A 25,695-nucleotide genomic window follows, 5' to 3' on the forward strand; every position below is an offset into this window, starting at 1 on the left:
TTACTCGCGGGCAGTCTTCTGGAAGCGCTCCAGCAGATCATTGCCGCGGGCCACGGCCGAGTCCAGCGCCGCCTTGGGCTCCTTCTTGCCGGCCCAGACGGCTTCCAGTTCCTCGTCCACCACGGTGCGGATCTGCACCATGTTGCCCAGGCGCACGCCGCGCGACTTGTCGGTGGTCTTGACCACCATCTGCTGCACCGACACATCGGCACCCGGGTTCTTGTCGTAGTAGCCCGATTTCTTCGTCATCTCGTAGGCGGCCATCGTCACCGGCAGGTAGCCGGTGGCCTGGTGCCAGTCAGACTGGATCTCGGGGCGCGACAGGAAATTGAAGAACTTGGCCACGCCCTTGTACTCGTCGGGCTTCTTGCCGCCCATCACCCACAGCGAAGCGCCGCCGATGATGGTGTTCTGCGGGGCACCCTGCACCTCCGGGTAATACGGCAGCTGTGCCACCGCGAACGCGAACTTGGCATTCTTGCGGATATTGGCCAGCGATGCCGACGAGCCGGTGAACATCGCGCACTCGCCGTTGTAGAACTTGGCCTGCGACTCAGCCTTGCGCCCGCCGTAGCTGAAATAGCCCTTCTTCACCATGTCCTGCAGGTTGGTGATGTGCTTGACGTGCAGCGGGCTGTTGAAGAGCAGGCGCGTGTCGGTGCCGCCGAAGCCGTTGTTCTTGGTCGCATACAGCGTGTTGTGCCAGGCCGAGAAGCTCTCCAGGTGGACCCAGCCCTGCCAGTCGGTGGTGTAGGCGCAGTTGGTGCCCGAGGCCTTGAGCTTGGCCGAGTACTGCATCACCTCGGGCCAGGTCTTGGGCGGCTTTTCCGGATCCAGGCCGGCCTTCTTGAAGGCGTCCTTGTTGTAGTAGAACACCGTGGTCGAGCTGTTGAACGGGAACGACAGCATCTCGCCCTTGGACGAGGTGTAGTAGCCCGCCACCGCCGGGATATAGGCCTTCTGGTCGAACTTCTCGCCGGCGTCCTTCATCACCGCCGATACCGGCTTGATCGCGCCCTTGGCGCTCATCATGGTGGCGGTGCCCACTTCAAACACCTGCAGGATGGCGGGCGAGCCACCGGCGCGGAAGGCCGCAATGCCCGCAGCCATGGTTTCGTCGTAGTTGCCCTTGTTGACCGGCACCACCTTGTATTCGGACTGGCTGGCGTTGAACTTGTTGGCGATCTCGTTCACCTTGTCGTTCAGGGCGCCCTGCATGGCGTGCCACCACTGGATTTCAACGGCGGCGTGGGCGCTGCCGGCCCCGGTCAGGGCTGCCAGCGCTGCGAGTTTGAGCACGGTACGGGATAAGGACATCGGTGGCTCTCCTTTGGTCTGTCTGTTCCGGTCGGTCGAAAATCCGACAGTATGTGATTTTTTTGTGACAGCGGCATGTTACGCCTGTCGCACCTGAGCTAGCAAATCAGCAGATTCACCAGTATGGCCAGTACGATGCCTTTTGCAGTGCAATAAGGGAAATTGCCGCCAGATCCGCGGTTACAATGGCCCGCCATGCAATCCCTGAACAAGCTCTCTAATTCCGTGCTGCAGCGCGTGCGCGGCGTGCTGACCGACATCGACGGCACCCTGACCACCGACGGGCGGCTGCCGGCCTCGACCTACCTGGCGCTCGACGGGCTGCGCCGCGCGGGCCTGCACGTGATCCCGGTCACCGGGCGCTGCATCGCCTGGGCCGAGATCCTGACCCGGCTGTGGCCGGTCGACGCCATCATCGGCGAGAACGGTGCGTTCTACTCGCACTTGCACAACGGCCGCCTGCAGACCCGCTTCCTGGACGATGCCGCCACGCGCGCGCGCAACCTGGAGCGCATCGAAGCGCTGGGCCAGCGCATCGTGCGCGAAGTGCCGGGCTGCGCGCTGGCCTCGGACCAGGCCTGGCATGCCGCCGACCTGGCCATCGACCATGCCGAGGACGTCGCGCCGTTGCCTGCAGACGCCGTGGCCCGCATCGCCGCCATCATGCGCGAGGCCGGCATGACCGCCACGGTCAGCTCGATCCATGTTAACGGCTGGTTCGGCCTGCACGACAAGCTGTCGATGAGCAGGCTGTGCGTGGCCGAACTGCTGGGCGAAGACGTGGACGCGCGCCGCGACGAATGGCTGTTTATCGGCGATTCGGCCAACGATGCCAGCATGTTCGCCCACTTTCCGCTGTCGGTTGGCGTGGCCAATGTGCGCGACATCCTGCCGCAGCTGCCGGTGCCGCCGGCCTATATCACCGCAGCGGCCGGTGGCGAGGGCTTTGCCGAGATGGCGCAGCGGCTGGTCGAAGCGCGCGGCTGAATACCTCACGCAAAACAAGAAAACCGGCCGGGAAAGTCCCGGCCGGTTTTTCTGGTCACCCGCCCTGCCCTGGCTCAGTCGAACCCAAGCTCCTGCAGCTTGCGCGTGATGGTATTGCGCCCGATCCCGAGCCGGGTCGCCGCCTCGACGCGGCGCCCGCGCGTGACACCCAGCGCGGCCTCCAGCACGGCCTTCTCGAAGCGGCGCGTCAGCACATCCATGACCTCCGGCTGGCCGGCTTCGAGCATTGCCCGTGCTTCGCCGGCGAGCAGGCTTTCCCAGCCGGCCGAGGCCAGGGCCGGGACCACCGTCGCCACGGACGCGGGCCGGACTGCGGTGGCCGTGTCGGCCTCTGCCACCGTCGTCGCGTAGCCGCCGTAGTCGGCCAGGTCAGGCGCGCTTTCATACTCGGGCGCGCGCGCTTCGCCAACGCGCTCGGGCCGCGGCGCATTGACCGGCTCGCTGGTGCCGGCTTCCAGCATCTCGCGCGGCAGGTCCTTGACCTCGATGGTCTGGGCCGGCGCCATCACGGTCAGCCAGTTGCACAGGTTCTCCAGCTGGCGCACGTTGCCGGGGAATGGCAGCGTGCTGACATAGGCCAGCGCTTCGTCGGACATGCGCTTGGGCTCGACGCCCAGTTCCTTGGCGCTCTTCTGCAGGAAATGACGCGCCAGCAGCGTGATGTCCTCCGGGCGTTCGCGTAGCGGCGGCAGGCGCAGCCGGATCACGTTCAGGCGGTGGAACAAGTCTTCGCGGAACAGCCCTTCCTTGACGCGCAGCTCCAGGTTCTGGTGGGTGGCGGCAATCACGCGCACATTGGCGCGCAAGGGGTTGTGGCCGCCGACACGATAGAAGTTGCCATCGGACAGCACGCGCAGCAGGCGCGTCTGCAGGTCGAACGGCATGTCGCCGATTTCGTCGAGGAACAGCGTGCCGCCCTCGGCCTGCTCGAAGCGGCCGCGCCGCATGGTCTGCGCACCGGTGAAGGCGCCGCGCTCATGGCCGAACAGTTCGGATTCGAGCAGGTCCTTGGGGATGGCTGCGGTATTGAGCGCGATAAAGGGACCGTTGGCACGCGGGCTGTGCTTGTGCAGCGCGCGTGCGACCAGCTCCTTGCCGGTGCCAGACTCGCCGGTGATCATCACCGTCACGTTGGACTGCGAGAGCCGGCCGATGGCGCGGAACACGTCCTGCATCGCCGGCGCCTGGCCGAGGATCTCGGGCGCATCGACGAGGCGGTCGTCCAGTTCTTCCTCGCGCAGGCTTTCTTCCAGCGCGCGGCGGATCAGCTCGACCGCCTTGTCGACATCGAAGGGCTTGGCCAGGTATTCAAAGGCACCGCCCTGGAACGCGGCCACGGCGCTGTCCAGGTCAGAGTAGGCCGTCATCACGATGACCGGCAGGCCCGGATGCCGCGCCTTGATGGCCTGCAGCAGGTCCAGGCCCGATCCGCCGGGCATGCGGATATCCGATATCAGCACCTGGGGCTGGTCTTCTTCCAGCGCGGCCAGCGCATCCCGCACATTGGTGAAGCTGCGCGAGAGCAGGCTTTCACGGGCCAGGGCCTTTTCCAGGACCCAGCGGATTGATTGATCGTCGTCGACTATCCAGATCGGCTTCATGTGCGTCGCTTGTCTGCTCGGTGTCATTTGGTCTTCCGCATGCCCGGCCACGGCGGATGCACCATCGCTCGCGCACGCCAGCAAAAGCTAGTGCAGCGGCAGCAGGATGCGGAAGTCGGTACAGCCCGGCCTGCTCTCGCATTCGATCAAGCCCTCGTGCTGCTGCACGAAGGTTTGAGCGAGTGTGAGACCGAGTCCGCTGCCGCCATCCCTGCCCGATACCAGCGGATAGAAGATGCGTTCGCGGATGTCTTCGGAAATTCCCGGGCCGTTGTCGATGACATGCAAGTCCAATGCCAGCTTGAACAAGCGCTTGGCAATCGTGACCTGGCGCGCCACGCGCGTGCGCAGCACGATCTGTGCATCGCCGCGCGCCATGCGGTCGGCCAGCGCCTGCGCGGCGTTGTGCACGATGTTGAGCACGGCCTGGATCAGTTGCTCCATGTCGCCCTGCAGCTCGGGCAGGCTGGCGTCGTAGTCGCGCACGATCTCCAGCCCGTTGGGGAACTCCGCCAGCACCACCGAGCGCACGCGCTCCAGCACTTCGTGGATATTCAGGCTGGACACGATATGCGGATGCCGGTGCGGCTCCAGCAGCCGGTCCACCAGCGTCTGCAGCCGGTCCGATTCCTTGATGATGACCTGCGTGTATTCGCGCAGCGAGCGCTCCGGCAGCTCGAACTCCAGCAGCTGCGCCGCGCCGCGAATGCCGCCCAGCGGGTTCTTGATTTCGTGGGCCAGGTTGCGGATCAGTTCCTTGTTGGCCGAGGTCAGGTCCAGGATGCGTTCTTCGCGTTCGCTGCGCACCTTCTGTTCATTGGGCAGGATTTCCACCACCACGGTGTCGCCGACCGCTTCCAGCGCGGAGATCACCACGTGCACATGGGCCGGCTCCTGCAGCGGCGGGTGCAGGATCAGGTCCTGCCGGCGCACGTCGAACTGCCGCGTGACCACGGTGTCGATCATGCTGTGCAGCTCATCGGAACGCCCGAACAGGTCAGGCAGCGTCAGCTCCACCATGCCCTTGCGCGACACGCCGAAGGTGGCTTCAGCGGCCGGGTTCGCAAAGACGACGCGCAGCCCCGGCTGCTGCACCAGCAGCACCGGGTTGGCCACTACGTCCAGGCCGGCATGGAACGCCACGGCGCCCATGGTCAGCACCTGGGCGCTGCCTTCGGCCGGCGCCGCATCAGCCGCCGGCGATTCGCCACGGGCGCCGTCGGCACCGCTGGCCTTGCGCGACACTCCGCGAATCAGGCGACGCATAAGACTAGTCCTTCAAATTGCCAAGCTCGCGCCGCAGCGACGCCGCATTGGCCTCGCTGCGGGCGATGTCGTCGCGCAGCGCTGCCGTGCGATCGAGGTATTTCTGATAGTTGCGCTCATTGCCCTGGCGCTCCGGCTGGCCGTTGTTGTACTCGGCACGCAGCGCCTGCAGCTTGGCCTCTTCGGCCTGCAGCTCCTGCGAGAGCACCGCGCGGCGCTCACCGTCGCGGCTCTTCTGCGTGGCACTGTCCACGCGCGGGAAGCTGGTGCCGCCAGCCGCCGCGCCGGCGGTGCTGCCAGCGCCCTTGGCCGGCGCAGCGATACGCCCGCCCGGGACCGTCACCACCTCCGGCAGGTTCAGCTTCTTGCAGCCCTTGCCCGCGTTGCCATTGCGATACTCGGGCACGCCATTGGGCCCGGTGCAGACATAGACGTCCGAGGACTGCGCGGAAGACTGCCCGGCCCACGCGCCCAGCGTCAGCGCCACGGCACTCACCAGAACAGGGAATCCGAGACGAAATTGGTGCAGAGATCGGGGCAAGGTCAGGGTCCGGCGGGCCGTGCGTGAAGAGGCGTCCATGAACATGGCGTTAGGTTTGAACGGGATGGAACACGATTCCCCATTCTAGCGAGCAAAGCAAAAAGGGACAGCCGAAGCCGCCCCTTTCTGGTGCAACTGTTGCCCGGCCACAACCTGCGTCATTCCCGGGCAAAGGCCGCTTACAGCGAGTAGTACATTTCGAACTCGACCGGGTGCGTGGTCATGCGGAAACGCGTGACTTCTTCCATCTTCAGTTCGATGTAGGCATCGATCATCGAGTTCGAGAACACGCCGCCGCGGGTCAGGAACTCGCGGTCGTTGTCCAGGTACTCCAGCGCCTGGTCCAGGCTCGAGCACACGGTCGGGATCTTTGCATCCTCTTCCGGCGGCAGGTCGTACAGGTTCTTGTCGGCAGCTTCGCCCGGGTGGATCTTGTTCATCACGCCATCCAGGCCGGCCATCAGCAGCGCCGAGAAGCCCAGGTACGGGTTCATCAGCGGATCCGGGAAGCGGGTCTCGATGCGGCGGCCCTTCGGGTTGGCCACATACGGGATGCGGATCGAAGCCGAGCGGTTGCGGGCCGAGTAGGCCAGCTTCACCGGAGCTTCGAAGCCCGGCACCAGGCGCTTGTACGAGTTCGTGCCCGGGTTGGTGATGGCATTCAGGGCACGGGCGTGCTTGATGATGCCGCCGATGTAGTACAGCGCGAATTCCGACAGGCCGGCGTAGCCGTTGCCCGCGAACAGGTTCTGGCCGTCCTTCCACACGGACTGGTGCACGTGCATGCCCGAACCGTTGTCGCCAACGATCGGCTTCGGCATGAAGGTGGCGGTCTTGCCGTAGGTGTGGGCGACGTTCTGGATCACGTACTTCTGCATCTGGGTCCAGTCGGCGCGCTGCACCAGCGTGCTGAAGCGGGTGCCGATTTCGTTCTGGCCCTGGCCAGCCACTTCGTGGTGGTGGACTTCAACGGGGATGCCCAGCGATTCCAGGATCAGGCACATTTCCGAACGCATGTCCTGGAAGGTGTCGATCGGGGCGACCGGGAAGTAGCCGCCCTTCTTGCCCGGACGGTGGCCGCTGTTGCCGTGCTCGAATTCCTTGGCCGACGACCACGGGGCTTCTTCGGAATGGATCTTCACGAAGCAGCCTTGCATGTCGACGTTCCAGGTCACGCCGTCGAAGATGAAGAACTCGGGCTCCGGACCAAAGAAAGCGGTGTCGCCCAGGCCGGTGCTCTTCAGGTAGGCTTCGGCGCGCTTGGCGATGGAACGCGGGTCGCGGTCATAGCCCTTGCCGTCCGACGGCTCGACCACGTCGCAGGACAGCACCAGCGTCGGCTCTTCGTAGAACGGGTCGATGTGGGCGGTGTTCGAATCCGGCATCAGCAGCATGTCCGAAGCTTCGATACCCTTCCAGCCGGCGATCGACGAACCGTCGAAGGCGTGGCCGCTTTCGAACTTGTCTTCATCGAAGTGCGACACGGGCACGGACACGTGTTGCTCCTTGCCTTTGGTATCGGTGAAACGGAAATCGACGAACTTGACGTCGTTTTCCTTCACCAGCTTCATCACGTCTGCAACGCTGTGGGCCATGCCAATCTCCTGGATATTCGGCGGAAGTCTGAGAAAGCCAATTCTTGGGCCTGTCGTCACCGGCGCCGATGCATGCTCTGCCGCGCCGTCCCGACCAGCCACGAAAGGACGAAGAATGTTAGCAGAAAGCGTGCCATGCGAACGCCCCACCGCCACCGGCAGCCCGAAAAAAGTGCAACGTCGGCGAACCGCGCACCGCGGCGGCGTAAGAGAAGCAGCGGCTCGGCTGCCGAGTGGCGCACCGGTTACACGCATTCCGGCGTAGCGCCTCCTAATAAAACACCACAATGGTGCATTCAGCAAGGCGTCGCACTTGAACAGTGCGGATGCACCAAAATGAGTCACCCGACGCCCCAACAGCAGTCAATGAGGCTTCGAATCGGCCCGGCGCTATAGAATAGTGCGTTGCGGCTTTGCCGCCTCCAATTCCATTCCTCAAATTTGTCACGCAGATGACCACCCGAGACGATCTCCTCCAGGCCGCCCGCCAGCGCCAGCAACAGAACCAGCTCCCGTATTTTGGCGCGCTGTCGCCGCAGGAAGCCTTTGCGCTGCTGCAGAACGATCCTTCCGCCGTGCTGGTCGACGTGCGCACCCAGGCCGAACTGGACTGGGTCGGCGGCGTTGACGTGCCGGATGCGCAGTTCGCCCATGTCGAATGGATGTCCTATCCGGGCGGTGCGCAGAATGCCCGCTTTGTCGAAGAGCTGAGGGCACGCGTGCCGGCCGACGTGCCGGTGCTGTTCCTGTGCCGCAGCGCGGCGCGCTCCAAGCACGCCGCGCGCGTGGCCACCGAAGCCGGCTACCACTTCGCCATGGACGTGCTGGAAGGCTTCGAGGGCAACCGCGACGACCACCACCACCGCAAGACTGTTGAAGGCTGGTGCGTGCGCGGACTGCCGTGGCACGGCGCCTGATCGCGGTCGGGCCAGAATGAGAGAAGGGGCAGCCAAGGCTGCCCCTTCTCTCATTCTGGCCCGTGCCGCCTTAAGCCTGCGCCACTTCGCGCGGCGGCTGCTCCACGATCTCGAACCCCATCGCCTGCACGCCTGCGAGCAGCATCGCATAGGCCGGTGCCAGCAGATCGGCCGGGCCCTTGACCCCCAGGTCGATATGGCGGCGCGCGAAGCGGTCGCCGCGCTGCACGTCGCCGACCGAGGGCAGGCTGAACACGCGGATGCCCGGATGCGCCGCTTCGACCTTCTCCATCAGCGGCGTCAGCGTGGACTCCGGCGCCTCGAACACGTAGAAGGCCCGCTCCTGCTGCTGCACCTGGTGGAACAGGTGCGCATAGTCGTGGTCCAGCACCCATTCCATCATCGGCCATGCCATCACCGGGAATCCCGGCATGAAGTGGTGGTGACCGACCGAAAAGCCCGGGATGCGGTTGTAGCTGTTGGGAATGATGCGCGCGCCCTTGGGGAACTCGCCCATTTTGAAGCGGTGCTGGTTTTCCGGCTGATTCAGGTCGGCCTTGACCGGGTCGCCGCCGGCGGTCTCGGCAATGCGCAGCGCAATCAGTTCGCGCGCCTCGGGATGCAGCACCAGCGGCACGCCCAGCGCGGCGGCCACGCACTGGCGGGTGTGATCGTCCGGCGTGGCGCCGATGCCGCCGGTGCAGAACACCACGTCCGGGCCGGCCAGCGTGCGCCGCAGCGTGGCGGTGATGCGGGCTCGGTCATCGCCGACGTATTCGGCCCAGTCCAGCGCCAGCCCGCGCGCGCCCAGCAGTTCGATGGTGCGGCGCAGATGCTTGTCTTCACGCCGCCCCGACAGGATCTCGTCGCCAATGACGATCAGGCCAAAACCCATATTGCCCTCGCTTCAGGAATTTTCGATGCGGCGCACGTCGCTCGGCGCCAGGTCGATGACGTCGCCGTCAAGCGCCGGCTGGTCCGGCTGATGCGCCGGCGGCTGGGCCGGCACCGCCGCGCGCTCGGCCCGCAGCTGCGCCAGCGCGCGCAGGCAGAAGTGGCCGAACCACAGCGCCGAGAAGATAAAGATCAGCACATACAGCCACAGCGTGCCGGCCAGCACGAACGGAAACAGGAAGATCACCGCCGCCGACGACACCCACAGCAGCGTCGGCGCCGAGCCCAGCAGCCCCACCGCCACCCCGATCACCAGCAGCGGCGTGCGGTGGCGGCGCACCAGCGTCTTGCGCTCTTCGGCGCTGGCGTGGTCGGCGAGCGCGTCATATGTCATCACGCGGTAGGTCAGCCAGCCCCACAGCACCGGCGGGATCAGCGCAAAGAACGGCGGGATCAGCCACAGCGGCAGCGTCACCAGCACCAGCACCAGGAACACCAGCGTGCTGCCCAGCGACTGGAACACGCTGCCCAGGATGCTGCCGCCATGGGCCTTGGCCAGGTCCGGGTAGCTGCGCTCCAGGTGGCGCACCACCGCCGGCACCGAGAACACGCCGATAAACATCAGCATCGAGGCAATCACCAGCGGGATTGCCAGCGCCGCCACGAACAGCGGCGCCACGATGGTGCGCATCGATTGCAGGCCGAACCAGTCGAGCGCGCTGTAGATCCAGCTGGTCAGGATGGAGGTTTCCAGGAAGCTGCGCGTGGCGCCCATGATGGGGTCCCAGCCCCACCAGAGCAGACCGCCCCACAGCAGCGTGGCCAGGACGAAAGGCAGCACGGTCAGCATCAGCATGCGGGGATGCAGCTGGCTGACCAGCGCGCGGCCAAACGAGCGGAAGATATCGTTCATGCAGTCGAAGGCAGACAGGAGGAAAGGCGCCGGGCGCGGCAGAAGTCCGACTGGGCCGGACCGGCGGCAACCCGGAACACTAGCATACGCCGCTTGCCGCCGCGGCGCGCCGTGTTGCGCCGCGGGTGGAGGACTACCTCCAGACCCGCCGTTTCAGCGCAGCCGCAGCAGCCGCTTGATGCCGTACCACTGGTGCGCCAGGAAGCCCGCGCCGTAGTCGTGGCCCTTGCCCAGCGGCGGCGGCAACTGGTCGCGGATGCCGGTCGGGTGGTAGGTCTCGGTGAAGACCGCGGTGCCGAGCACCATGTCCCACCACGGGAAGATCACGCCGTAGTTGCAGCCGCCCAGCTTGGCCGGTGCGCCGTCGGCCTCATGGCCGATGCCCACGGCGTGGTGGGTGCGGTGAAAGCGCGGCGAGATCAGCAGCCGCTCGCCGATGGCGCCGAAGTGCAGTCGCACGTTGGCATGCTGCAGGCTCTGCAGCAACTGCGACAACGCCACCAGCAGCACGTACTGCGACGGCTCCACGCCCACGCCCAGCGCCACCAGCGCGAACACCAGATCGCGCAGCATGTCGTCCAGCAGGTGGTTGCGGTTGTCGCTCCACAGCGTCATCTGGCGCTGGCTGTGGTGCACCGCATGCAGATGCCACCACCAGCGGAACGAATGCGACAGCCGGTGGTACCAGTAGTCGAGGAAGTCGAACAGCAGCAGGTAGACAAAGAAGCTGATCAGCGGCACCGAGGTCACGCCCGGCCACCAGTCTTCCACATTGATGCGGTGCCAGCCCATCAGCCGCAGGTCGCCTTCCAGGGCGTCGGTCAGCGGCGCGAGCAGGAAGAACATGGCCAGCCGGAACAGCCCGAGCCGGTGGATCACCGTGTAGAAGATATCGGTGCGGATGCCGGCGCGGTCGGATACCGGCTCGACCGGGCGCCATTTCTCCAGCGGCCCCAGGATCAATGCCATCACCACGATCTGCACCAGGCCCACCAGCAGCCACTCGGTGCCGGTGAAGGCTTCCTCGGCATAGCGGCCAAACCCGAGGTCGTAGACCACGGGCAGCACCACGTCCTGGAACAGCGTGCCCTCGACCTGGCCGATCCAGCCGTTCAGCGTCTCCCACATCAGCGCCTGCCCTCCTTTTGCCCGACTGGCTGCGGCCTGGCGATCCAGTCGCGGTAGGCCGGGTGCTCGCGCAGCGTCGCGAAACAGAATCCCTTGCGCTCAAGGCCGGCGAGCAGCGGCTCCAGCACGCCGGGCGCCCACGGATCCTTGCGCGACCAGATGCCCAGGTGCGCCATGGTGATATCGCCGTCGCGCAGGTTGGCCAGCGCGCGTTCCAGCAGCGCCGCGTTGGGATAGCGGTCGGACGACAGCTCGTCGCCCAGGAACCCGGCCGGCGCCCAGCCGACGTGGCGGAAGCCGCACTGCTCGGCCCATTGCACCGTCTGCGGCGCGGTGCGCCCGCCCGGGGCGCGCCACAGCGGCACCATGGCGGCGCCGGTCATGCCGTGGAAGGCGTCGGCGCTGCGCCGCAGCTCCTGGCAGAATCCGGCCGCGTCCATGACCATGTCCTTGCCCGCCTGCGTGCCGAACTGCGGCCTCATGGTCACATGCCCGGCGTGCACGCTGCGCAGGTAGACATGGTCGAAGGTATGCGTGCCAAAGGCGTGGCCGTCGGCCACCAGTGACTTCCAGTACGGCGCCCAGGATGGGTCCAGCGAACTGTCCTGGCGCACGGTCGGCTCATTGGCCAGGAAGAAGGTGGCGCGGATATGGTGGCGGCGCAGCGTATCGGCGATCAACTGCGCCTGGCTCATGCTGCCAGTGTCGAAGGTCAGGTAAAGCGTGCCGGCCGGGCACGCCTTGGCGCCAGGCTTGGGCACGTCAGCCGCCTGCAGCGCCGACGGCAGGACGCAGGCAAGCGCCAGCGCAGCCAGCAGCCTGCCCAGCCGTCCGGATCGCGATGCCCTGGTATCGCCCATGGTCCCTGCCCTGCCCGGTCAATACAGCGGCGCGCGAGTGCGGAAATAGATGCCGTGCGGCGAGCGCCCGACGCGCACGGTCTTGACCAGCTTGCGGCTGGCCACGTCGACCAGGCCGACCGAGCGCGCCCAGCGGAAGGTGACCCACAGCGTCTTGCCGTCGGCGGTCAGCTCCATGTCGTCCGGGCCCGGCGGCAGGCCGGTGATGTCGCCGACCTTGGCCAGCGTCTGCTGGTCGATAATGCTGATGCTGCTCGTGACCCGGTTGCTGAGGAACAGGTGGCGCTTGTCGCCGACCGCGCGGAAGTTGTGCGCGCCCTTGCCGGTCTGGATCTGCTTGACCACCGTGCGCGTGCGCCAGTCGATCACGGCCACGTAATCAGCCCCGGTCATGCCGACCAGCAGGTATTTCTGGTCCGGCGTGACCCAGATGCCCGCCGGCGCCGAGCCGGTTTCCATGCGCCACATCACGTTCTGCGTGACCAGGTCGATGGCTGCGACCTCATTGGAGTCCTGCAGCGTGATGAAGGCGATGCGGCTGTCGGCGGTAAAGGCGATATGGCTGGGGGTCTTGGCCAGCGGGAACTGTTTGGCCAGCTTCAGCGCCTTGCCGTCCCAGCGGTAGAGGTCGACACGGTCGAGCCGGTTGCCGGTGGCGACAAACCACTTCTGGTCCGGCGAGAAGCCGATCTGGTACGGGTCGTCGACATTGGGCACGCGCTGCTGGACCTTGCCCGAGACCGGGTCCAGGAACACCAGGTCGTTGCCGACCGCGTTGGCAACGATCAGCGACTTGTCGTCCGGCGTTGCGATCAGGTGGTGCGGTTCCTTGCCGATCGGGAAGGTCTCCAGCACCTTCTGCGTATCTTTGTCGATCAGCGTGACGGTTGCATCACCTGAATTCAGGATCACCACCACTTCCGCCGATGCCGGTGCGGCCAGCAGGCCCAGCGCCAGGGCGCCCACCGTGAAACCACCAGCTACAACACGACGCAATGCGAACCGCAGCGCAAACATAAGACCCGCCAGAAGAAGACTGAACCGGCGATTCTAACGGTTGAGCACGAAAATCCGCTGACGCCGCGGCCGAACTCGATCAAGATTTTGGCAGATTGTTGCGCCGGAGCGACCATTTGCGGTTCGCCCCGGCATTGCGCCCCGCGCCGGCGCTCAGCGCTGCATCGATTCCCACACTTTCTGCAGCCGCTTGACCGACATCGGCACCGGTGTGCGCAGCTCCTGGGCGAACAGCGCGATGCGCAGCTCCTCCAGCATCCAGCGGAATTCCTCCAGCCGCGCGTCCTCGCCGCCGCGGCCCTGAGTGCGCAGCTGCTTTTCGGCCCGCTGCCACTGCTGCACCAGCGGCGCCATCTCCTGCGTGCGCTGGGTGTCGCGCGCCGGGTCGCCCTTGAGCTTGTCCACCCGCATGGCGATGCCCTTCAGGTAGCGCGGGAAATGGACCAGTTGCGTGTATGGGGTCTCGTCGACAAAGCGCTTGCCCATCAGCCGCCCGAGCTGCGCTTCCATGTCCGCATGGGGCCCGGCGAACGGCTTGGCCTGCAGCAGCTTGCGCGGCAGTCCGGCGTACTCGGCCAGGATGGTCCCCACCAGCCGCGCGATCTCCTGCGCCAGCAGCGACAGCCGGGTGCGGCCCTCATCCTTGCGTGCATTGAACTCGGCCTCGTTGCGCGGCAGCGGCGCCTGCATGCAGGCACGCTCCAGCGCCAGCATCACGACCTGTTCGCGCAGCATCTCCTGCGTGCCCAGCGTCATGTACTGCATCGCCATCTGCTGCAGGCCCGGGATGTTCTTCTCGATGAACTTGACCTGCTCGCGCAGCTGCAGCGCAAACAGCCGGCGCAGCCCCAGGTGGTGGACGCGGGCGGCTTCCTGCGGGTCGTCGAAGACTTCCACGTCGCAGTGCGTGCCGCGATCGACCAGCGCGGGGTAGCCGAACAGGGTCTGGCTGCCCTTGCGGATCTCCAGCAGCTCGGGCAGCTCACCGAAGGTCCAGCCGGTCAGTCCCTCGTACTTGCCGGGCTCGGCCGCGGCCAGCGGCGCCGCCTGCTCCGGGGCCTGGGTTGCCGCCTGTGCCGCGGCTTGCGCGGCCACCCGCTGGAACGACTGCTGCGCCTGCCCGCCCAGCTCGGCGCGCAGCTGGGCCAGGTTGCGGCCCATCTCAAGCTGGCGGCCGTGCTCGTCGACCACCTTGAAGTTCATCGTATGGTGCGCGGGCAGCGTTTCCAGCTTGAAGTCGGCGCACTTGACCATGGTGCCGGTCTGCTCGCGGATATCGGCAATCAGCACGTCCAGCAGCTCGCCCTCGCCAAGCGGCTGGCGCGCGACAAAGGCCGCGGCATATTCCGGCAGCGGCACGCAGTGGCGGCGCAGCTTCTGCGGCAGCGACTTGAGCAGCAGGTGCACCTTCTCCTTGATCATGCCCGGCACCAGCCAGTCGGCGCGCTCCTGGCGCACCTGGTTGAGTGCGTACAGCGGCACGGTCAGGGTCACGCCGTCGCGGTGGCTGCCTGGCTCGAAGTGGTAGGTCAGCCCCATGTCCACCCCGGCCACGTTCATGGCCTTGGGGAACAGGTCGGTGGTGATGCCGGCCGCCTCGTGCCGCATCAGCTCGTCGCGGTTCAGGTACAGCAGCTTGCGGTCCTTGCCGCTCTCTGCCTGGTACCACTGCTCGAAGCTGGCCTGCTGGCAGATGTCGGCGGGAATCGCGCGATCGTAGAAGGCGTAGATCAGTTCGTCGTCGACCAGCACGTCCTGGCGGCGCGACTTGTGCTCCAGGTTCTCGATCTCGCGCACCAGGCGCTGGTTGTGCGCGTAGAACGGCAGGCGCGTGTCGAACTCGCCCTCGACCAGCGCACGGCGGATAAAGATCTCGCGCGCTTCCTGCGGGTTCATCGGGCCGTAGTGCACGCGCCGGTGCTGGTAGACCACCAGCCCGTACAGCGTGGCGCGCTCCAGCGCCAGCACCTGGCCCGCCTTCTTTTCCCAGTGCGGATCGCTCCAGCTGACCTTGAGCAGGTGACGGCCCACCTGTTCCAGCCACTCCGGCTCGATGCGCGCCAGCGTGCGCGCGAACAGCCGGCTGGTCTCGACCAGCTCGGCCGCGACGACCCAGCGCCCGACCTTGCGCGCGATCAGCGAGCCCGGCCACAGGTGGAACTTGATGCCGCGCGCGCCCAGGTATTCGCGGCCCTTGCCGTCGCCATCCTCGATGCGGCAGCCGACATTGCCCAGCAGGCCGGTCAGCAGCGCCTTGTGCACCTGCTCATAGGTGGGCTCGCTGTCGTTCAGGCGCCAGCCCTGCTCGGTCACCGTGGTCAGCAGTTGCGAATGCACGTCGCGCCACTCGCGCAGCCGCAGGTGCGACAGGAAGTGGGCGCGGCACTGGTCCTGCAGCTGGCGGTTGGACTTCTTGTGCGCGACCGCGTCCTCGAACCACTTCCACAGCCTGACCCAGCCCAGGAACTCGGACTTCTCGTCCATGAACTTGCGGTGCGCCTGGTCGGCGGCTTCCTGCGCCTCCTGCGGGCGGTCGCGCGGGTCCTGCACCGACAGCGCGCTGGCGATGACCAGCACCTCGCGCAGGCAGTGATGCTCGCGCGCGGCCAGGATCATGCGCGCCACGCGCGGGTCCAGCGGCAGCTTGGCCAGCTGGCGCCCGGTGCCGGTAAGCTGGTTGGCGTCGTCGACCGCGCCCAGTTCCTGCAGCAGCTGGTAGCCGTCGGCAACGGCGCGGCCCAGCGGCGGCTCGATAAACGGGAACGACTCGATCTCGGTCAGCCGCAGCGCCTTCATGCGCAGGATCACCGCGGCCAGCGACGAGCGCAGGATCTCGGGGTCGGTAAAGCGCGGCCGGCCGGCGAAATCGGACTCCTCATACAGCCGGATGCACACGCCGTTGGCAACCCGGCCGCAACGGCCGGCGCGCTGGTTGGCAGCGGCCTGCGAGATCGACTCGACCTGCAGTTGCTCGACCTTGTTGCGGTACGAGTAGCGCTTGACCCGCGCCAGCCCGGTATCGACCACGTAGCGGATGCCCGGCACCGTCAGCGAGGTTTCGGCGACGTTGGTCGCCAGCACGATGCGCCGCGCGTTGGACGGCTTGAACACCCGCTCCTGCTCCTGCACCGACAGCCGCGCAAACAGCGGCAGGATCTCGGTATGCGGCGGGTGGTGCTTGCGCAGCGCCTCGGCGGCTTCGCGGATCTCGCGCTCGCCGGGCAGGAACACCAGCACATCGCCCGGGCCGACGCGGCACACCTCGTCGACCGCCTCGACAATGCCGTCGTACAGGTCGCGCTCGCGCGCCTGCGGGCTGCGCGGCGCGCCCGCGGGCACGTCCTCGGTGATCGAACGGTAGCGCACTTCCACCGGGTACAGGCGGCCGCTGACCTCGATCACCGGCGCCGGCTTGTCGCCCGAGGCGAAATGCTGGGCAAAGCGCTGGGCATCGATGGTGGCCGAGGTGATGATCACCTTCAGGTCCGGGCGCTTCGGCAGGATCTGGCGCAGGTAGCCGATCAGGAAGTCGATGTTCAGGCTGCGCTCGTGCGCCTCATCGATGATCAGCGTGTCGTAGGCGCGCAGCAGCGGATCGTTCTGAGTCTCGGCCAGCAGGATGCCGTCGGTCATCAGCTTGACCGACGCCCCCGACGACATGGTGTCGTTGAAACGCACCTGGTAGCCCACGTGCTCGCCCAGCGGCGTGCCGATCTCCTGCGCAATGCGTTTGGCGGTCGAGGTGGCGGCGATGCGCCGCGGCTGGGTGTGGCCGATCAGCCCCCCACCCTCGCGCCCCGGGCCGCGCCCGATCGACAGGCAGATCTTGGGCAGCTGGGTGGTCTTGCCCGAGCCGGTCTCGCCCGAGACGATCACCACCTGGTTGGCCAGCAGCGCCGCGGCGATTTCGTCGCGGCGGCCGGAGACCGGCAGGGCCTCCGGGAAGGTGATGGGCGGCAGCGGGTTGACCGGCCTTGGCGCACGCGGCGCACGCGCCTCGCGGGGACCGCGTGGCGGGCGCTGCCCGGCTTCACCGGCCGGCCGGGCAGCGGCTGGCTGCGCACGGACGTCCGGCTTCCTGGCCGGGCCTGGGGCCGGCCGGGGCTGGGTTGGGGAGGCTGGCTGAGCGGCACCGGCGCGCTGGCGCGGCGCGGCGGGTGGTTTAGGCTTGACGGGGCGTTGTTCTGACATTGGCCGGGATTATAATCCGCGGGATGAACGCCAGAACCGACGCGCCGCAGACGGCGCCTGCCTCCTCACCCGCCGCCCCCGTGCCGGCGCAGCCGCCCGCGGCTGAATTCCCCGCGCCTGCCCCGACCTCCCCCGTGCCCGCCGCCCCGGCGCCCACGGCGGCCGAGCCCGAGCGCAGCGGCCCCGACCACCAGCAGTTCGTCGACTGGCTGCGCATGGTGGCGCCGTATATCCATGCCTTCCGCGGCAAGACCTTTGTGATCGCCTTCGCCGGAGAACTGGTCAAGTCGGGCGTGCTCAATGCGCTGGTCAACGACGTCGCGCTGCTGCACGCCATGGGCATGCAGATCGTGCTGGTGCACGGCTCGCGCCCGCAGGTGGAAGAACAGCTGGCGCTGCGCCATGTCGAGTCACAGTTCGTCGATGGCGTGCGCGTCACCGACAACGCCGCGCTCGAATGCGCCAAGGAAGCCGCCGGCGAACTGCGCCTGGACATCGAGGCCGCCTTCAGCCAGGGCCTGCCCAATACGCCGATGGCCGGCGCCCAGCTGTCGGTGATCTCCGGCAACTTCGTGACTGCCCGCCCGGTCGGCATCGTCAACGGCACCGACTACCAGCACACCGGCCTGGTGCGCAAGATCGACGCCGAGTCCGTGCGCATGTCGCTGTCGCACGGCAAGGTGGTGCTGCTGTCGCCGCTGGGCTTCTCGCCCACCGGCCAGGCCTTCAACCTGTCGATGGAAGACGTGGCCAGCGCCACCGCCACGGCGCTCAAGGCCGACAAGCTGATCTTCATCACCGAGGTGCCGGGCGTGCCCGATCCGGTCGGCAAGATGATGCAGGAAATGTCCCTGCGCACCGCCGTGGAGCGCCTGCAAAACAACCATCTGCCGCCGGACGTGGCCAACTACCTGCAGCACCTGGTCAAGGCGCTCAAGGGCGGTGTGCCGCGTGCGCACCTGATCCCCTATTCGCTCGACGGTGCGGTGCTGCTGGAACTGTTCCTGCACGACGGCGTCGGCACCATGCTGTCCGACACCGACCTGGAAAGCCTGCGCGAAGCCACGCTCGACGACGTCGGCGGCATCGTCCAGCTGATCGCCCCGCTGGAGCAGGATGGCACGCTGGTGCCGCGCGGACGCCACCTGATCGAGCGCGATATCTCCAACTTCTCGGTGATCGAGCACGACGGCGTGCTGTTCGGCTGCGCGGCGCTCTACGACTACCCGCGCGAGAACATGGGCGAGATGGCCTGCCTGACGGTATCGCAGGAAGCCCAGGGCACCGGCGACGGCGAGCGCCTGCTCAAGCGCATCGAGCGCCGCGCCCGCGCGCTCGGCCTGGAGAAGCTGTTCGTGCTCACCACCCGGACCGAACACTGGTTCCTGAAGCGCGGTTTCGTCCACGCCAACGTCGACGACCTGCCCGAGGACAAGCGCAAGCTCTACAACTGGCAGCGCAAGTCCATGGTGCTGATGAAAAAGCTCTGAAGCCGTAGGGGCAATCGCCGCAGCGCCGCGGCCCGGTGCCCCGCTTGGCTACAATAGCGCCAGCGCCGAAGCTCTAACGAACATACCAAGGAGTCCCCATGGCCCGCATGGTCCAATGCATCAAGCTGAACAAGGAAGCCGAAGGCCTCGACTTCCCGCCGCTGCCCGGCGAACTGGGCAAGAAGATCTGGCAAAGCGTGTCGAAGGAAGCCTGGGCTGGCTGGCTCAAGCACCAGACCATGCTGATCAACGAAAACCGCCTGAACATGGCCGATGCGCGCGCGCGCCAGTACCTGCTCAAGCAGACCGAGAAGTACTTCTTCGGCGAGGGCGCCGACCAGGCCCAGGGCTACGTGCCGCCGCAGTCCTGAACCGGACCGGCAAATGACAAAAGGGGTGCCTCAGGCACCCCTTTTTGCTTGGCAGCGGACGACTTTGCTCAGTAGTCAGTGCGCTGCACGCCGTCGCCGGTGCCCAGCAGCAACACATCCGCGCCGCGCAGCGCGAACAGGCCCACCGTGACCACGCCCGGCACCTGGTTGACGGCCTGTTCCAGGCCGCGCGGATCGTCGATCTTCAGGCCGGCCACGTCCAGGATCACATTGCCGTTGTCGGTCTTGTAGATGCCGCCTTCCTTGGTCATGCGCAGACGCGGCTGGCCACCCAGGGCCTGCAGCTTGCGCGCCACCGCTGCACGTGCCATCGGAATCACCTCGACCGGCAGCGGGAAGGTGCCCATGGTCTGGACCAGCTTGCTGCCGTCGGCGATGCAGACAAAGCGCTTCGCGACCGAAGCCACGATCTTCTCGCGCGTGAGCGCCCCGCCGCCGCCCTTGATCATGGCGCCGCTGGCGTCGATCTCGTCGGCGCCGTCGACATACACCGGGATCTCGTCGACTTCGTTCAGGTCCAGCACCTTGAAGCCGTGCTGCTGCAGGCGGCGCGTGGAGGCCTCGGAGCTCGACACCGCACCGGCGAAGCGCTCCTTGAATGCCGCCACGGCGTCAATGAAGAGATTGGCAGTGGAGCCAGTGCCCACCCCGAGCACTGCCCCTTCGGGCACTTCCTGCTTCACGTAGTCGGCGGCAACTTGCGCGACCAGCGCCTTGAGTTCATCCTGAGTCATGACAACAGCCAGATTGCGTTGGGGGAAACGCGTAGTGTAGCGGATTGCGGCGGCAGGTCACGCGGGCGACGGTACAATGGACCGGACCGGGTGCCGTACGCGCACCCCTGATGCCCGCGAACGATTTTGCAGACGCACAAGCAGACGACCAAGCGACCATGAACCAGCTCGAACAACTCAGGCAGTTCACCACGGTAGTGGCCGATACCGGCGACTTCCAGCTGATGAAGCAGTACACCCCGCAGGACGCGACCACCAATCCGTCGCTGATCCTGAAGGCCGTGCAAAAGCCCGAATACCGGCACCTGCTGGAGAAGGCGGTACAGGACCACCACGGCAACGGCGGCGTCGATGCGGTGATGGACGAAGTGCTGATCGCCTTCGGCTGCGAGATCCTGGCGATCGTGCCAGGCCGCGTCTCGACCGAAGTCGATGCGCGCCTGTCCTTCGACACCGAGGCCAGCGTGGCCAAGGCGCGCCACCTGATCCAGCTGTACGAGCAGCGCGGCATTGCGCGCGAACGCGTGCTGATCAAGATTGCCTCCACCTGGGAAGGCATCCGCGCAGCCGAGATCCTGCAGCGCGACGGCATCCGCTGCAACATGACGCTGCTGTTCTCGCTGGTGCAGGCGGTGGCGTGCGCCGAGGCCGGCGCGCAGCTGATCTCGCCCTTCGTCGGCCGCATCTTCGACTGGTACAAGAAGCAGGCCGGCGAGCAATGGGACGCGGCCGCCAATGGCGGCGACAACGACCCCGGCGTGCGCTCGGTGCGCCAGATCTACGACTACTACAAGAAGTTCGGCTACCCGACCGAGGTGATGGGCGCCAGCTTCCGCAGCACCACGCAGATCCTGTCGCTGGCCGGCTGCGACCTGCTCACCATCAGCCCCGAGCTGCTCGAGCAGCTCGCGGCCGGCCAGGGCCCGGTGGCGCACAAGCTGTCGGTGGACCAGGCCCAGGCCGCCAATATCGCCCGCATCGCGGCCGACGAGCCGGCCTTCCGCTGGCAGTTGAATGAGGATGCGATGGCGACCGAGAAGCTGGCCGAAGGCATCCGCCTGTTTGCGGCGGATGCGGTCAAGCTGGAGAAGCTGATCGGCGAGATTGCGAAGTAAGGATGGTCCGGGCGGCAACGCCCGGATCCAGGCTCAGCCGGCCGAGGGCGCCGGCTGCGGCGGCCACAGCAATGGCAGACATGCCCCCGCCGCGGCGGACAGCACGATATCCGCGGTCTGGTCCAGCGCCGACGGCTGCGGATTGACCACGATCACCGGCGCGCCATGCTCGCGCGCCAGGCCCGGCAGCCCCGCCGCCGGATAGACCAGCCCCGAGGTGCCGACCACCAGGCACAGGTCGCAGTGCTGCGCCGCATGCTCGGCGCGGTAGCGCGCCACGCGCGGCAGGTCCTCGCCGAACCACACCACGCCCGGACGCATCAGCGCGCCGCACAGGTTGCAGCGCGGCGGCATGCCGGGCAGCGCGGTCGCCTCGTTGCAGCGTCCGCACCCGTCCAGCCATTTGTTGGCGAACAGGTTGCCATGCAGTTCGATCACGCCCGCGCTGCCGGCGCGCTGGTGCAGGCCGTCCACGTTCTGCGTAACCAGCGTGAAAGGTCTCTGCGCAGCCAGCGCGACCAGCGCATGGTGCGCCGGGTTGGGATGCACGGCTGCGACCAGCTCGCGCCGATGCAGGTACCACTCCCAGACCAGCGCCGGCTGGCGGCGGTAGGCGTCCTCGCTGGCCAGCTCTTCCGGGTCGAACTGCTGCCACAGCCCGGTCATCGCGTCGCGGAAGGTCGGCACGCCGGATTCGGCGGAAATGCCGGCGCCGGTCAGCACGAAGATATTGCCGGCGGCCGCGATCAGCCGGCGTGCTTCCTCAAGCCCCGGCATGTCAAGGAGACCGTAATCAGCGGCCATGGACTTATCGCGGCAGGCGCCGCTGGCGCACGGCTTCGTACAGGCATACGCCGCTGGCGACCGAGACGTTCAGGCTTTCCACACCGCCCGCCATCGGGATGCCGACCAGCTCGTCGCAGGTCTCGCGCGTCAGGCGGCGCATGCCCTCGCCCTCGGCGCCCATCACGATCGCGGTCGGCCCCTTGAAGTCGATGTCATACAGCGATTTTTCGGTGCCGTCGGCGGTGCCGATGACCCAGATGCCGCGTTCCTGCAGCTCACGCAGGGTGCGGGCCAGGTTGGTGACGGTGATATAGGGCACGGTCTCGGCGGCGCCGCTGGCGACCTTGGCCACGGTGGCATTGAGGCCGACGCTGCGGTCCTTGGGGGCGATCACGGCATGCGCGCCGGCGCCGTCGGCCACGCGCAGGCAGGCACCCAGGTTGTGGGGGTCGGTGACGCCGTCCAGCACCAGCAGCAGCGGCGTGCCTTCGATGCCGTCGAGCAGTTCATCCAGGTTCAGCGCCAGTGCCACGTCTTCGGCACGTGCCACCACGCCCTGGTGGCGGTCGGTGCCGGCCATGCCGCGCAGGCGCTCGGCATCGACCGGATGCAGGCGCACGCCCAGGCTTTCGGCCAGGCGCACGAAGTCCTGCATGCGCCGGTCGCGGCGCGCGGATTCGATATAGACATCGGTCACGCCCTTGGCATCTTGGCGCAGGCGTGCGGTGACGGCGTGAAAGCCGATCAGGAGTTTGTTTTTAGCCATGGCGCGATTGTACTCGCCCTCTCGCCCCCGGCAGCAGGCCGGGGGCGAGAGGCGGCGGCATGGCGGCCGCCGCAAGCTTCAGCGCTTGCGCGGGGTGCGCGGGCTCTTGGCCGGCGTCTTGCCCGCCGGCTTGGCCTGGTGCGACTTGGAGGCCGGCTTGTGCGGCTTCTCCAGGTGCGCGGGCTTGGGCTTGGCCGCGCGCTTGGCCGGCTTGCCGCCGGTCTTCACGTGCGGCCTGAGCGGCGTGATCACGGCCTCGAACACCGGCTGCTCCTCGATCACGCGGTCCAGCGTCTCGTCGAACGACTCTTCCGGCTTGGACGAGCCGCCCAGCAGCGCCGCCAGCTGGCGGCCCTTCTTGCGTGCTGGCACCGCATGGGCGGCGGGCACGCGCGGCTGGGTCTCGGTGCCCCCCGCGCGGGCGCGCAGGGTTTTCGCCGACGGCTCCTGCACCAGGCGGAAGTCGATCTTGCGCGCATCCAGGTCCACGCGCGATACCTGCACGCGCACGCGGTCGGTCAGGCGGTAGCGGATGCCGGTGCGCTCGCCGCGCAGTTCGTTGCGGGCCTCGTCGTACTGGAAGTAGTCGCTGCCCAGCTCGGTCACGTGGACCAGGCCTTCCACGTACAGCTCGTCGAGCTGCACGAAGATGCCGAACGAGGTCACGGCGCTGACGGTGCCGGCGTAGTCGCTGCCCAGCTTGTCGCGCATGAAGTAGCACTTGAGCCAGGCCTCGACATCGCGCGAAGCCTCGTCCGCGCGGCGCTCATTGGCCGAGCAGTGCAGGCCAAGCTCGTCCCAGATGGCCTCGTTGCGCCTGGCGCGCGCCGCGGTCAGTTCTGCCTTCTGCTCGGCGTCCTTGGCCTGCAGCCGGCGCGCCTTGGGCGAGATCGCGGTATTCAGCTCGGTCCCGTGCGCAAACGCCGGCTGGTACTTGGTATGTGCCAGCACCGCCTTGATCGCGCGGTGCACAAGCAGGTCGGGGTAGCGGCGGATCGGGCTGGTGAAGTGCGCGTAGGCCTCGTACGACAGGCCGAAGTGGCCGATATTGTCCGGGCTGTACACCGCCTGCTGCATCGAGCGCAGCAGCATGGTCTGCAGCATCGGCGCGTCGGGACGGGACTTGATCTTGTCCATCACCTCGGCGTAGTCCGATGCCTGCGGCTTGTCGCCGCCGCCCAGCGACAGGCCGGCGGTGCGCAGGAAGTCGCGCAGGTTCTTCAGCTTCTCTTCGCTGGGGCCCGCGTGGATGCGGTACAGCGCCGGGTGCTTGAAGCGTTCGAGGAAGTCGGCCGCGCAGACGTTGGCGGTCAGCATGCACTCCTCGATCAGCCGGTGCGCATCGTTGCGCGTGCGCGGCAGGATCTGCTCGATCTTGCCCTGCGCGTTGCAGACGATATAGGTCTCGGTGGTGTCGAAGTCGATCGCGCCGCGCGCGCGCCGTGCCTTGAGCAGGACCTGGAACAACTCATACAGGTTCTGCAGGTGCGGCACCAGCTCGCCGCGCTTGTGCGCCTCGGGGCCCTTGGTGTTGGACAGCACCGACCAGACCTCGTTGTAGGTCAGGCGCGCGGTCGAATGCATCACGGCCGGGTAGAACTGGTAGCCCTTGAGCTCGCCCTTGGCGGTGATCACGGCATCGCACACCATGCACAGCCGGTCCACGTGCGGATTGAGCGAGCACAGCCCGTTGGACAGCTTCTCCGGCAGCATCGGGATCACGCGGCGCGGGAAGTAGACCGAAGTGGCCCGGTCCAGCGCATCCGCATCCAGCGGGGTGCCGGGGCGCACATAGTGCGACACGTCGGCGATCGCCACGATCAGGCGCCAGCCCTTGGCGCGGCCGATCTTGACCGGCTCGCAATAGACCGCATCGTCGAAGTCGCGTGCGTCTTCGCCGTCGATGGTCACCAGCGGGATGTCGCGCAGGTCGATGCGGTGGTCCAGGTCGGCCTGGCGCACCTCGTCGGGCAGCGCGGAGGCTTCCTGGGCAGCGGCCGGCGAGAACGCATGTGGCACGCCGTACTTGCGCACGGCGATCTCGATCTCCATGCCGGGATCGTCGATTTCGCCCAGCACCTCCACCACGCGGCCCACCGGCTGCACGTAGCGGTCGGGGAATTCGATCAGCTCGACGCTGACCACCTGCCCCACCCGTGCCTTGCCCTGCGCCTTGGGCGGGATCAGGATGTCCTGGCTGATGCGCTTGTCTTCAGGCGCCACCACCAGCACGCCGCCTTCACTGAGCAGACGGCCGATGACAAAACGGTTGGCGCGCTCGATGATCTCGACGATCTGCCCTTCAGGGCGCCCGCGCCGGTCGTAGCCCACCACGCGCACCTGCGCGCGGTCGTTGTGCATGGCCTTCTGCAGCTCGCGCTCGGGCAGGAAGATGTCGTCTTCGCCGTCGTCGCGGATCAGGAAGCCGAAGCCGTCGCGGTGACCTTGCACCCGGCCGGTGACGAAGTTCGGCTGATGGGCAAGCTCATAGCGGCCCTTGCGGTTCAGCTCGATCTGGCCGTCGCGCTCCATGGCCGCCAGGCGCTTCTGGAAACCGTCATGCTCTTTGCGCGTGACGGAGAGGGCCTTGGCAATATCGCCGGCCGACTGCGGGGATCCCGACGTTCTCAGCACGCCCAGGATTTCTTCCCGGCTGGGGATCGGATAGTTGTTCTGATTCAATTTTTTCTGGAAACTAATTGACAAAATTCTCGCGCTCTCTATAATGAGCGCTTCGGTTGTTTCGACACCTGCCCAGGTGGCGGAATTGGTAGACGCACTAGGTTCAGGTCCTAGCGGTGGCAACACTGTGGAGGTTCGAGTCCTCTCCTGGGCACCAAGTTACCGGAAAACCCGCAGCGCTTTCGAGCCCTGCGGGTTTTTTGTTTTTGACGCCTGTTTCGCGCATCAGATCCGGCAACTTGCACTCCTTGCTTGGCGGCCATGCCGCGATGTCATACCTGCGAGCGTACGGGTTTTTTCCCGTCCGTGAAACCGCGCACCGTACCCCGCGCGACAGCCGAACCACAACGGTACGGCAATGTCGAGGAGTGTAACAGCTTCAGTGGCGATTCCGGCATTCCACCGACCATTGGCTGCCACATCGGCGTATTACCTCCTTCCCTCCCGGTACTCCGCCCTCCTTGCGCTCCTGTCCGTGCTTG

At 66.9% G+C, this 25,695-nt stretch carries 20 protein-coding genes and 1 tRNA gene; 6 read left to right on the forward strand and 15 right to left on the reverse strand.

The features are described 5' to 3' along the window. Positions 1-1,317, reverse strand: coding sequence for a sn-glycerol-3-phosphate ABC transporter substrate-binding protein UgpB (ugpB, locus tag C265_RS11090; protein ID WP_010809459.1), 1,317 nt, complete (start codon positions 1,315-1,317; stop codon positions 1-3). 195 nt (positions 1,318-1,512) lie between these two features. On the opposite strand from ugpB, the gene C265_RS11095 reads away from it, so the two are divergent. Beyond that, positions 1,513-2,304: an HAD-IIB family hydrolase gene (locus C265_RS11095; RefSeq protein WP_011615611.1), complete on the forward strand. Its 792-nt coding sequence runs from the start codon at positions 1,513-1,515 to the stop codon at positions 2,302-2,304. Between the two features lie 74 nt (positions 2,305-2,378). Here the strand turns inward: C265_RS11095 and ntrC are convergent, their stop codons facing one another. From ntrC to C265_RS11115, 4 genes are all read right to left on the reverse strand, one after another. After that, on the reverse strand, positions 2,379-3,926 hold the full coding sequence (gene ntrC, locus C265_RS11100; RefSeq protein ID WP_010809457.1) for a nitrogen regulation protein NR(I): 1,548 nt from the start codon (positions 3,924-3,926) through the stop codon (positions 2,379-2,381). Between the two features lie 87 nt (positions 3,927-4,013). Continuing rightward, the gene (gene glnL, locus C265_RS11105; protein WP_010809456.1) at positions 4,014-5,192 is read right to left on the reverse strand and encodes a nitrogen regulation protein NR(II); all 1,179 of its coding nucleotides are present in this window, start codon (positions 5,190-5,192) and stop codon (positions 4,014-4,016) included. Between the two features lie 4 nt (positions 5,193-5,196). After that, positions 5,197-5,772, reverse strand: a complete 576-nt coding sequence (locus C265_RS11110) for a hypothetical protein (protein ID WP_037024141.1) — start codon at positions 5,770-5,772, stop codon at positions 5,197-5,199. Between the two features lie 140 nt (positions 5,773-5,912). Next, positions 5,913-7,328: a 3-hydroxylaminophenol mutase gene (locus C265_RS11115; protein WP_010809454.1), complete on the reverse strand. Its 1,416-nt coding sequence runs from the start codon at positions 7,326-7,328 to the stop codon at positions 5,913-5,915. 452 nt (positions 7,329-7,780) lie between these two features. Here C265_RS11115 and C265_RS11120 point away from each other — a divergent pair, with 452 nt between their 5' ends. Further along, positions 7,781-8,245 (forward strand): rhodanese-like domain-containing protein, encoded by a 465-nt coding sequence (locus C265_RS11120; protein ID WP_010809453.1) that lies wholly within the window; start codon positions 7,781-7,783, stop codon positions 8,243-8,245. Between the two features lie 70 nt (positions 8,246-8,315). Here C265_RS11120 and C265_RS11125 read toward each other — a convergent pair whose 3' ends face one another. The 6 genes from C265_RS11125 to hrpA form a co-directional block, all read right to left on the reverse strand. Next, positions 8,316-9,140, reverse strand: a complete 825-nt coding sequence (locus tag C265_RS11125) for a molybdopterin-binding protein (RefSeq protein WP_010809452.1) — start codon at positions 9,138-9,140, stop codon at positions 8,316-8,318. Between the two features lie 12 nt (positions 9,141-9,152). Continuing rightward, complete coding sequence (locus tag C265_RS11130) at positions 9,153-10,052, reverse strand: EI24 domain-containing protein (RefSeq protein ID WP_010809451.1); 900 nt, start codon at positions 10,050-10,052, stop codon at positions 9,153-9,155. 153 nt (positions 10,053-10,205) lie between these two features. Further along, positions 10,206-11,180 carry a sterol desaturase family protein gene (locus C265_RS11135; protein WP_010809450.1) on the reverse strand — a complete coding sequence of 325 codons (975 nt, stop codon included), beginning with the start codon at positions 11,178-11,180 and terminating at the stop codon, positions 10,206-10,208. Then, the gene (locus C265_RS11140; RefSeq protein WP_010809449.1) at positions 11,180-12,040 is read right to left on the reverse strand and encodes a polysaccharide deacetylase family protein; all 861 of its coding nucleotides are present in this window, start codon (positions 12,038-12,040) and stop codon (positions 11,180-11,182) included. Before C265_RS11140 ends, C265_RS11135 begins: the two co-directional genes overlap by 1 nt. Positions 12,041-12,058: 18 nt before the next feature. Next, complete coding sequence (locus C265_RS11145) at positions 12,059-13,057, reverse strand: beta-propeller fold lactonase family protein (protein ID WP_010809448.1); 999 nt, start codon at positions 13,055-13,057, stop codon at positions 12,059-12,061. A 153-nt stretch (positions 13,058-13,210) separates the two neighbouring features. Continuing rightward, a complete protein-coding gene (gene hrpA / locus C265_RS11150) occupies positions 13,211-17,248 on the reverse strand; it encodes an ATP-dependent RNA helicase HrpA (RefSeq protein WP_037024109.1) in 4,038 nt (1,345 codons plus the stop codon). A gap of 23 nt (positions 17,249-17,271) precedes the next feature. On the opposite strand from hrpA, the gene argA reads away from it, so the two are divergent. Next, positions 17,272-18,738 (forward strand): amino-acid N-acetyltransferase, encoded by a 1,467-nt coding sequence (argA, locus tag C265_RS11155; RefSeq protein WP_010809446.1) that lies wholly within the window; start codon positions 17,272-17,274, stop codon positions 18,736-18,738. A gap of 98 nt (positions 18,739-18,836) precedes the next feature. Further along, positions 18,837-19,109: an oxidative damage protection protein gene (locus C265_RS11160; RefSeq protein ID WP_010809445.1), complete on the forward strand. Its 273-nt coding sequence runs from the start codon at positions 18,837-18,839 to the stop codon at positions 19,107-19,109. A gap of 68 nt (positions 19,110-19,177) precedes the next feature. Here the strand turns inward: C265_RS11160 and rpiA are convergent, their stop codons facing one another. Continuing rightward, the gene (gene rpiA / locus C265_RS11165; RefSeq protein WP_010809444.1) at positions 19,178-19,864 is read right to left on the reverse strand and encodes a ribose-5-phosphate isomerase RpiA; all 687 of its coding nucleotides are present in this window, start codon (positions 19,862-19,864) and stop codon (positions 19,178-19,180) included. A 158-nt stretch (positions 19,865-20,022) separates the two neighbouring features. Here rpiA and tal point away from each other — a divergent pair, with 158 nt between their 5' ends. Continuing rightward, positions 20,023-20,979 carry a transaldolase gene (gene tal, locus C265_RS11170; protein WP_010809443.1) on the forward strand — a complete coding sequence of 319 codons (957 nt, stop codon included), beginning with the start codon at positions 20,023-20,025 and terminating at the stop codon, positions 20,977-20,979. A 33-nt stretch (positions 20,980-21,012) separates the two neighbouring features. On the opposite strand, the gene C265_RS11175 is transcribed toward tal, so the two are convergent. The 3 genes from C265_RS11175 to rnr form a co-directional block, all read right to left on the reverse strand. Next, on the reverse strand, positions 21,013-21,783 hold the full coding sequence (locus C265_RS11175; RefSeq protein WP_051398485.1) for an NAD-dependent deacylase: 771 nt from the start codon (positions 21,781-21,783) through the stop codon (positions 21,013-21,015). A 4-nt stretch (positions 21,784-21,787) separates the two neighbouring features. After that, positions 21,788-22,531 carry a 23S rRNA (guanosine(2251)-2'-O)-methyltransferase RlmB gene (gene rlmB, locus C265_RS11180; RefSeq protein ID WP_010809441.1) on the reverse strand — a complete coding sequence of 248 codons (744 nt, stop codon included), beginning with the start codon at positions 22,529-22,531 and terminating at the stop codon, positions 21,788-21,790. Positions 22,532-22,609: 78 nt separating this feature from the next. Further along, entirely contained in the window at positions 22,610-25,213 is a 2,604-nt protein-coding gene (rnr, locus tag C265_RS11185; protein ID WP_010809440.1) for a ribonuclease R, read from the reverse strand. Positions 25,214-25,283: 70 nt separating this feature from the next. Between rnr and C265_RS11190 the strand changes: the two genes are divergently transcribed. After that, positions 25,284-25,370, forward strand: a tRNA-Leu gene (locus C265_RS11190). Positions 25,371-25,695 lie beyond the last annotated feature (325 nt).

Source organism: Cupriavidus sp. GA3-3 (assembly GCF_000389805.1).
Classification (GTDB): domain Bacteria; phylum Pseudomonadota; class Gammaproteobacteria; order Burkholderiales; family Burkholderiaceae; genus Cupriavidus; species Cupriavidus necator_D.

Bases quoted from the DNA above. Each gene is read 5' to 3' on its own strand.
- ugpB (WP_010809459.1), bottom strand. From the start codon at position 1,317: ATGTCCTTATCCCGTACCGTGCTCAAACTCGCAGCGCTGGCAGCCCTG.
- C265_RS11095 (WP_011615611.1), top strand. From the start codon at position 1,513: ATGCAATCCCTGAACAAGCTCTCTAATTCCGTGCTGCAGCGCGTGCGC.
- ntrC (WP_010809457.1), bottom strand. From the start codon at position 3,926: ATGAAGCCGATCTGGATAGTCGACGACGATCAATCAATCCGCTGGGTC.
- glnL (WP_010809456.1), bottom strand. From the start codon at position 5,192: ATGCGTCGCCTGATTCGCGGAGTGTCGCGCAAGGCCAGCGGTGCCGAC.
- C265_RS11110 (WP_037024141.1), bottom strand. From the start codon at position 5,772: ATGGACGCCTCTTCACGCACGGCCCGCCGGACCCTGACCTTGCCCCGA.
- C265_RS11115 (WP_010809454.1), bottom strand. From the start codon at position 7,328: ATGGCCCACAGCGTTGCAGACGTGATGAAGCTGGTGAAGGAAAACGAC.
- C265_RS11120 (WP_010809453.1), top strand. From the start codon at position 7,781: ATGACCACCCGAGACGATCTCCTCCAGGCCGCCCGCCAGCGCCAGCAA.
- C265_RS11125 (WP_010809452.1), bottom strand. From the start codon at position 9,140: ATGGGTTTTGGCCTGATCGTCATTGGCGACGAGATCCTGTCGGGGCGG.
- C265_RS11130 (WP_010809451.1), bottom strand. From the start codon at position 10,052: ATGAACGATATCTTCCGCTCGTTTGGCCGCGCGCTGGTCAGCCAGCTG.
- C265_RS11135 (WP_010809450.1), bottom strand. From the start codon at position 11,180: ATGTGGGAGACGCTGAACGGCTGGATCGGCCAGGTCGAGGGCACGCTG.
- C265_RS11140 (WP_010809449.1), bottom strand. From the start codon at position 12,040: ATGGGCGATACCAGGGCATCGCGATCCGGACGGCTGGGCAGGCTGCTG.
- C265_RS11145 (WP_010809448.1), bottom strand. From the start codon at position 13,057: ATGTTTGCGCTGCGGTTCGCATTGCGTCGTGTTGTAGCTGGTGGTTTC.
- hrpA (WP_037024109.1), bottom strand. From the start codon at position 17,248: ATGTCAGAACAACGCCCCGTCAAGCCTAAACCACCCGCCGCGCCGCGC.
- argA (WP_010809446.1), top strand. From the start codon at position 17,272: ATGAACGCCAGAACCGACGCGCCGCAGACGGCGCCTGCCTCCTCACCC.
- C265_RS11160 (WP_010809445.1), top strand. From the start codon at position 18,837: ATGGCCCGCATGGTCCAATGCATCAAGCTGAACAAGGAAGCCGAAGGC.
- rpiA (WP_010809444.1), bottom strand. From the start codon at position 19,864: ATGACTCAGGATGAACTCAAGGCGCTGGTCGCGCAAGTTGCCGCCGAC.
- tal (WP_010809443.1), top strand. From the start codon at position 20,023: ATGAACCAGCTCGAACAACTCAGGCAGTTCACCACGGTAGTGGCCGAT.
- C265_RS11175 (WP_051398485.1), bottom strand. From the start codon at position 21,783: ATGGCCGCTGATTACGGTCTCCTTGACATGCCGGGGCTTGAGGAAGCA.
- rlmB (WP_010809441.1), bottom strand. From the start codon at position 22,531: ATGGCTAAAAACAAACTCCTGATCGGCTTTCACGCCGTCACCGCACGC.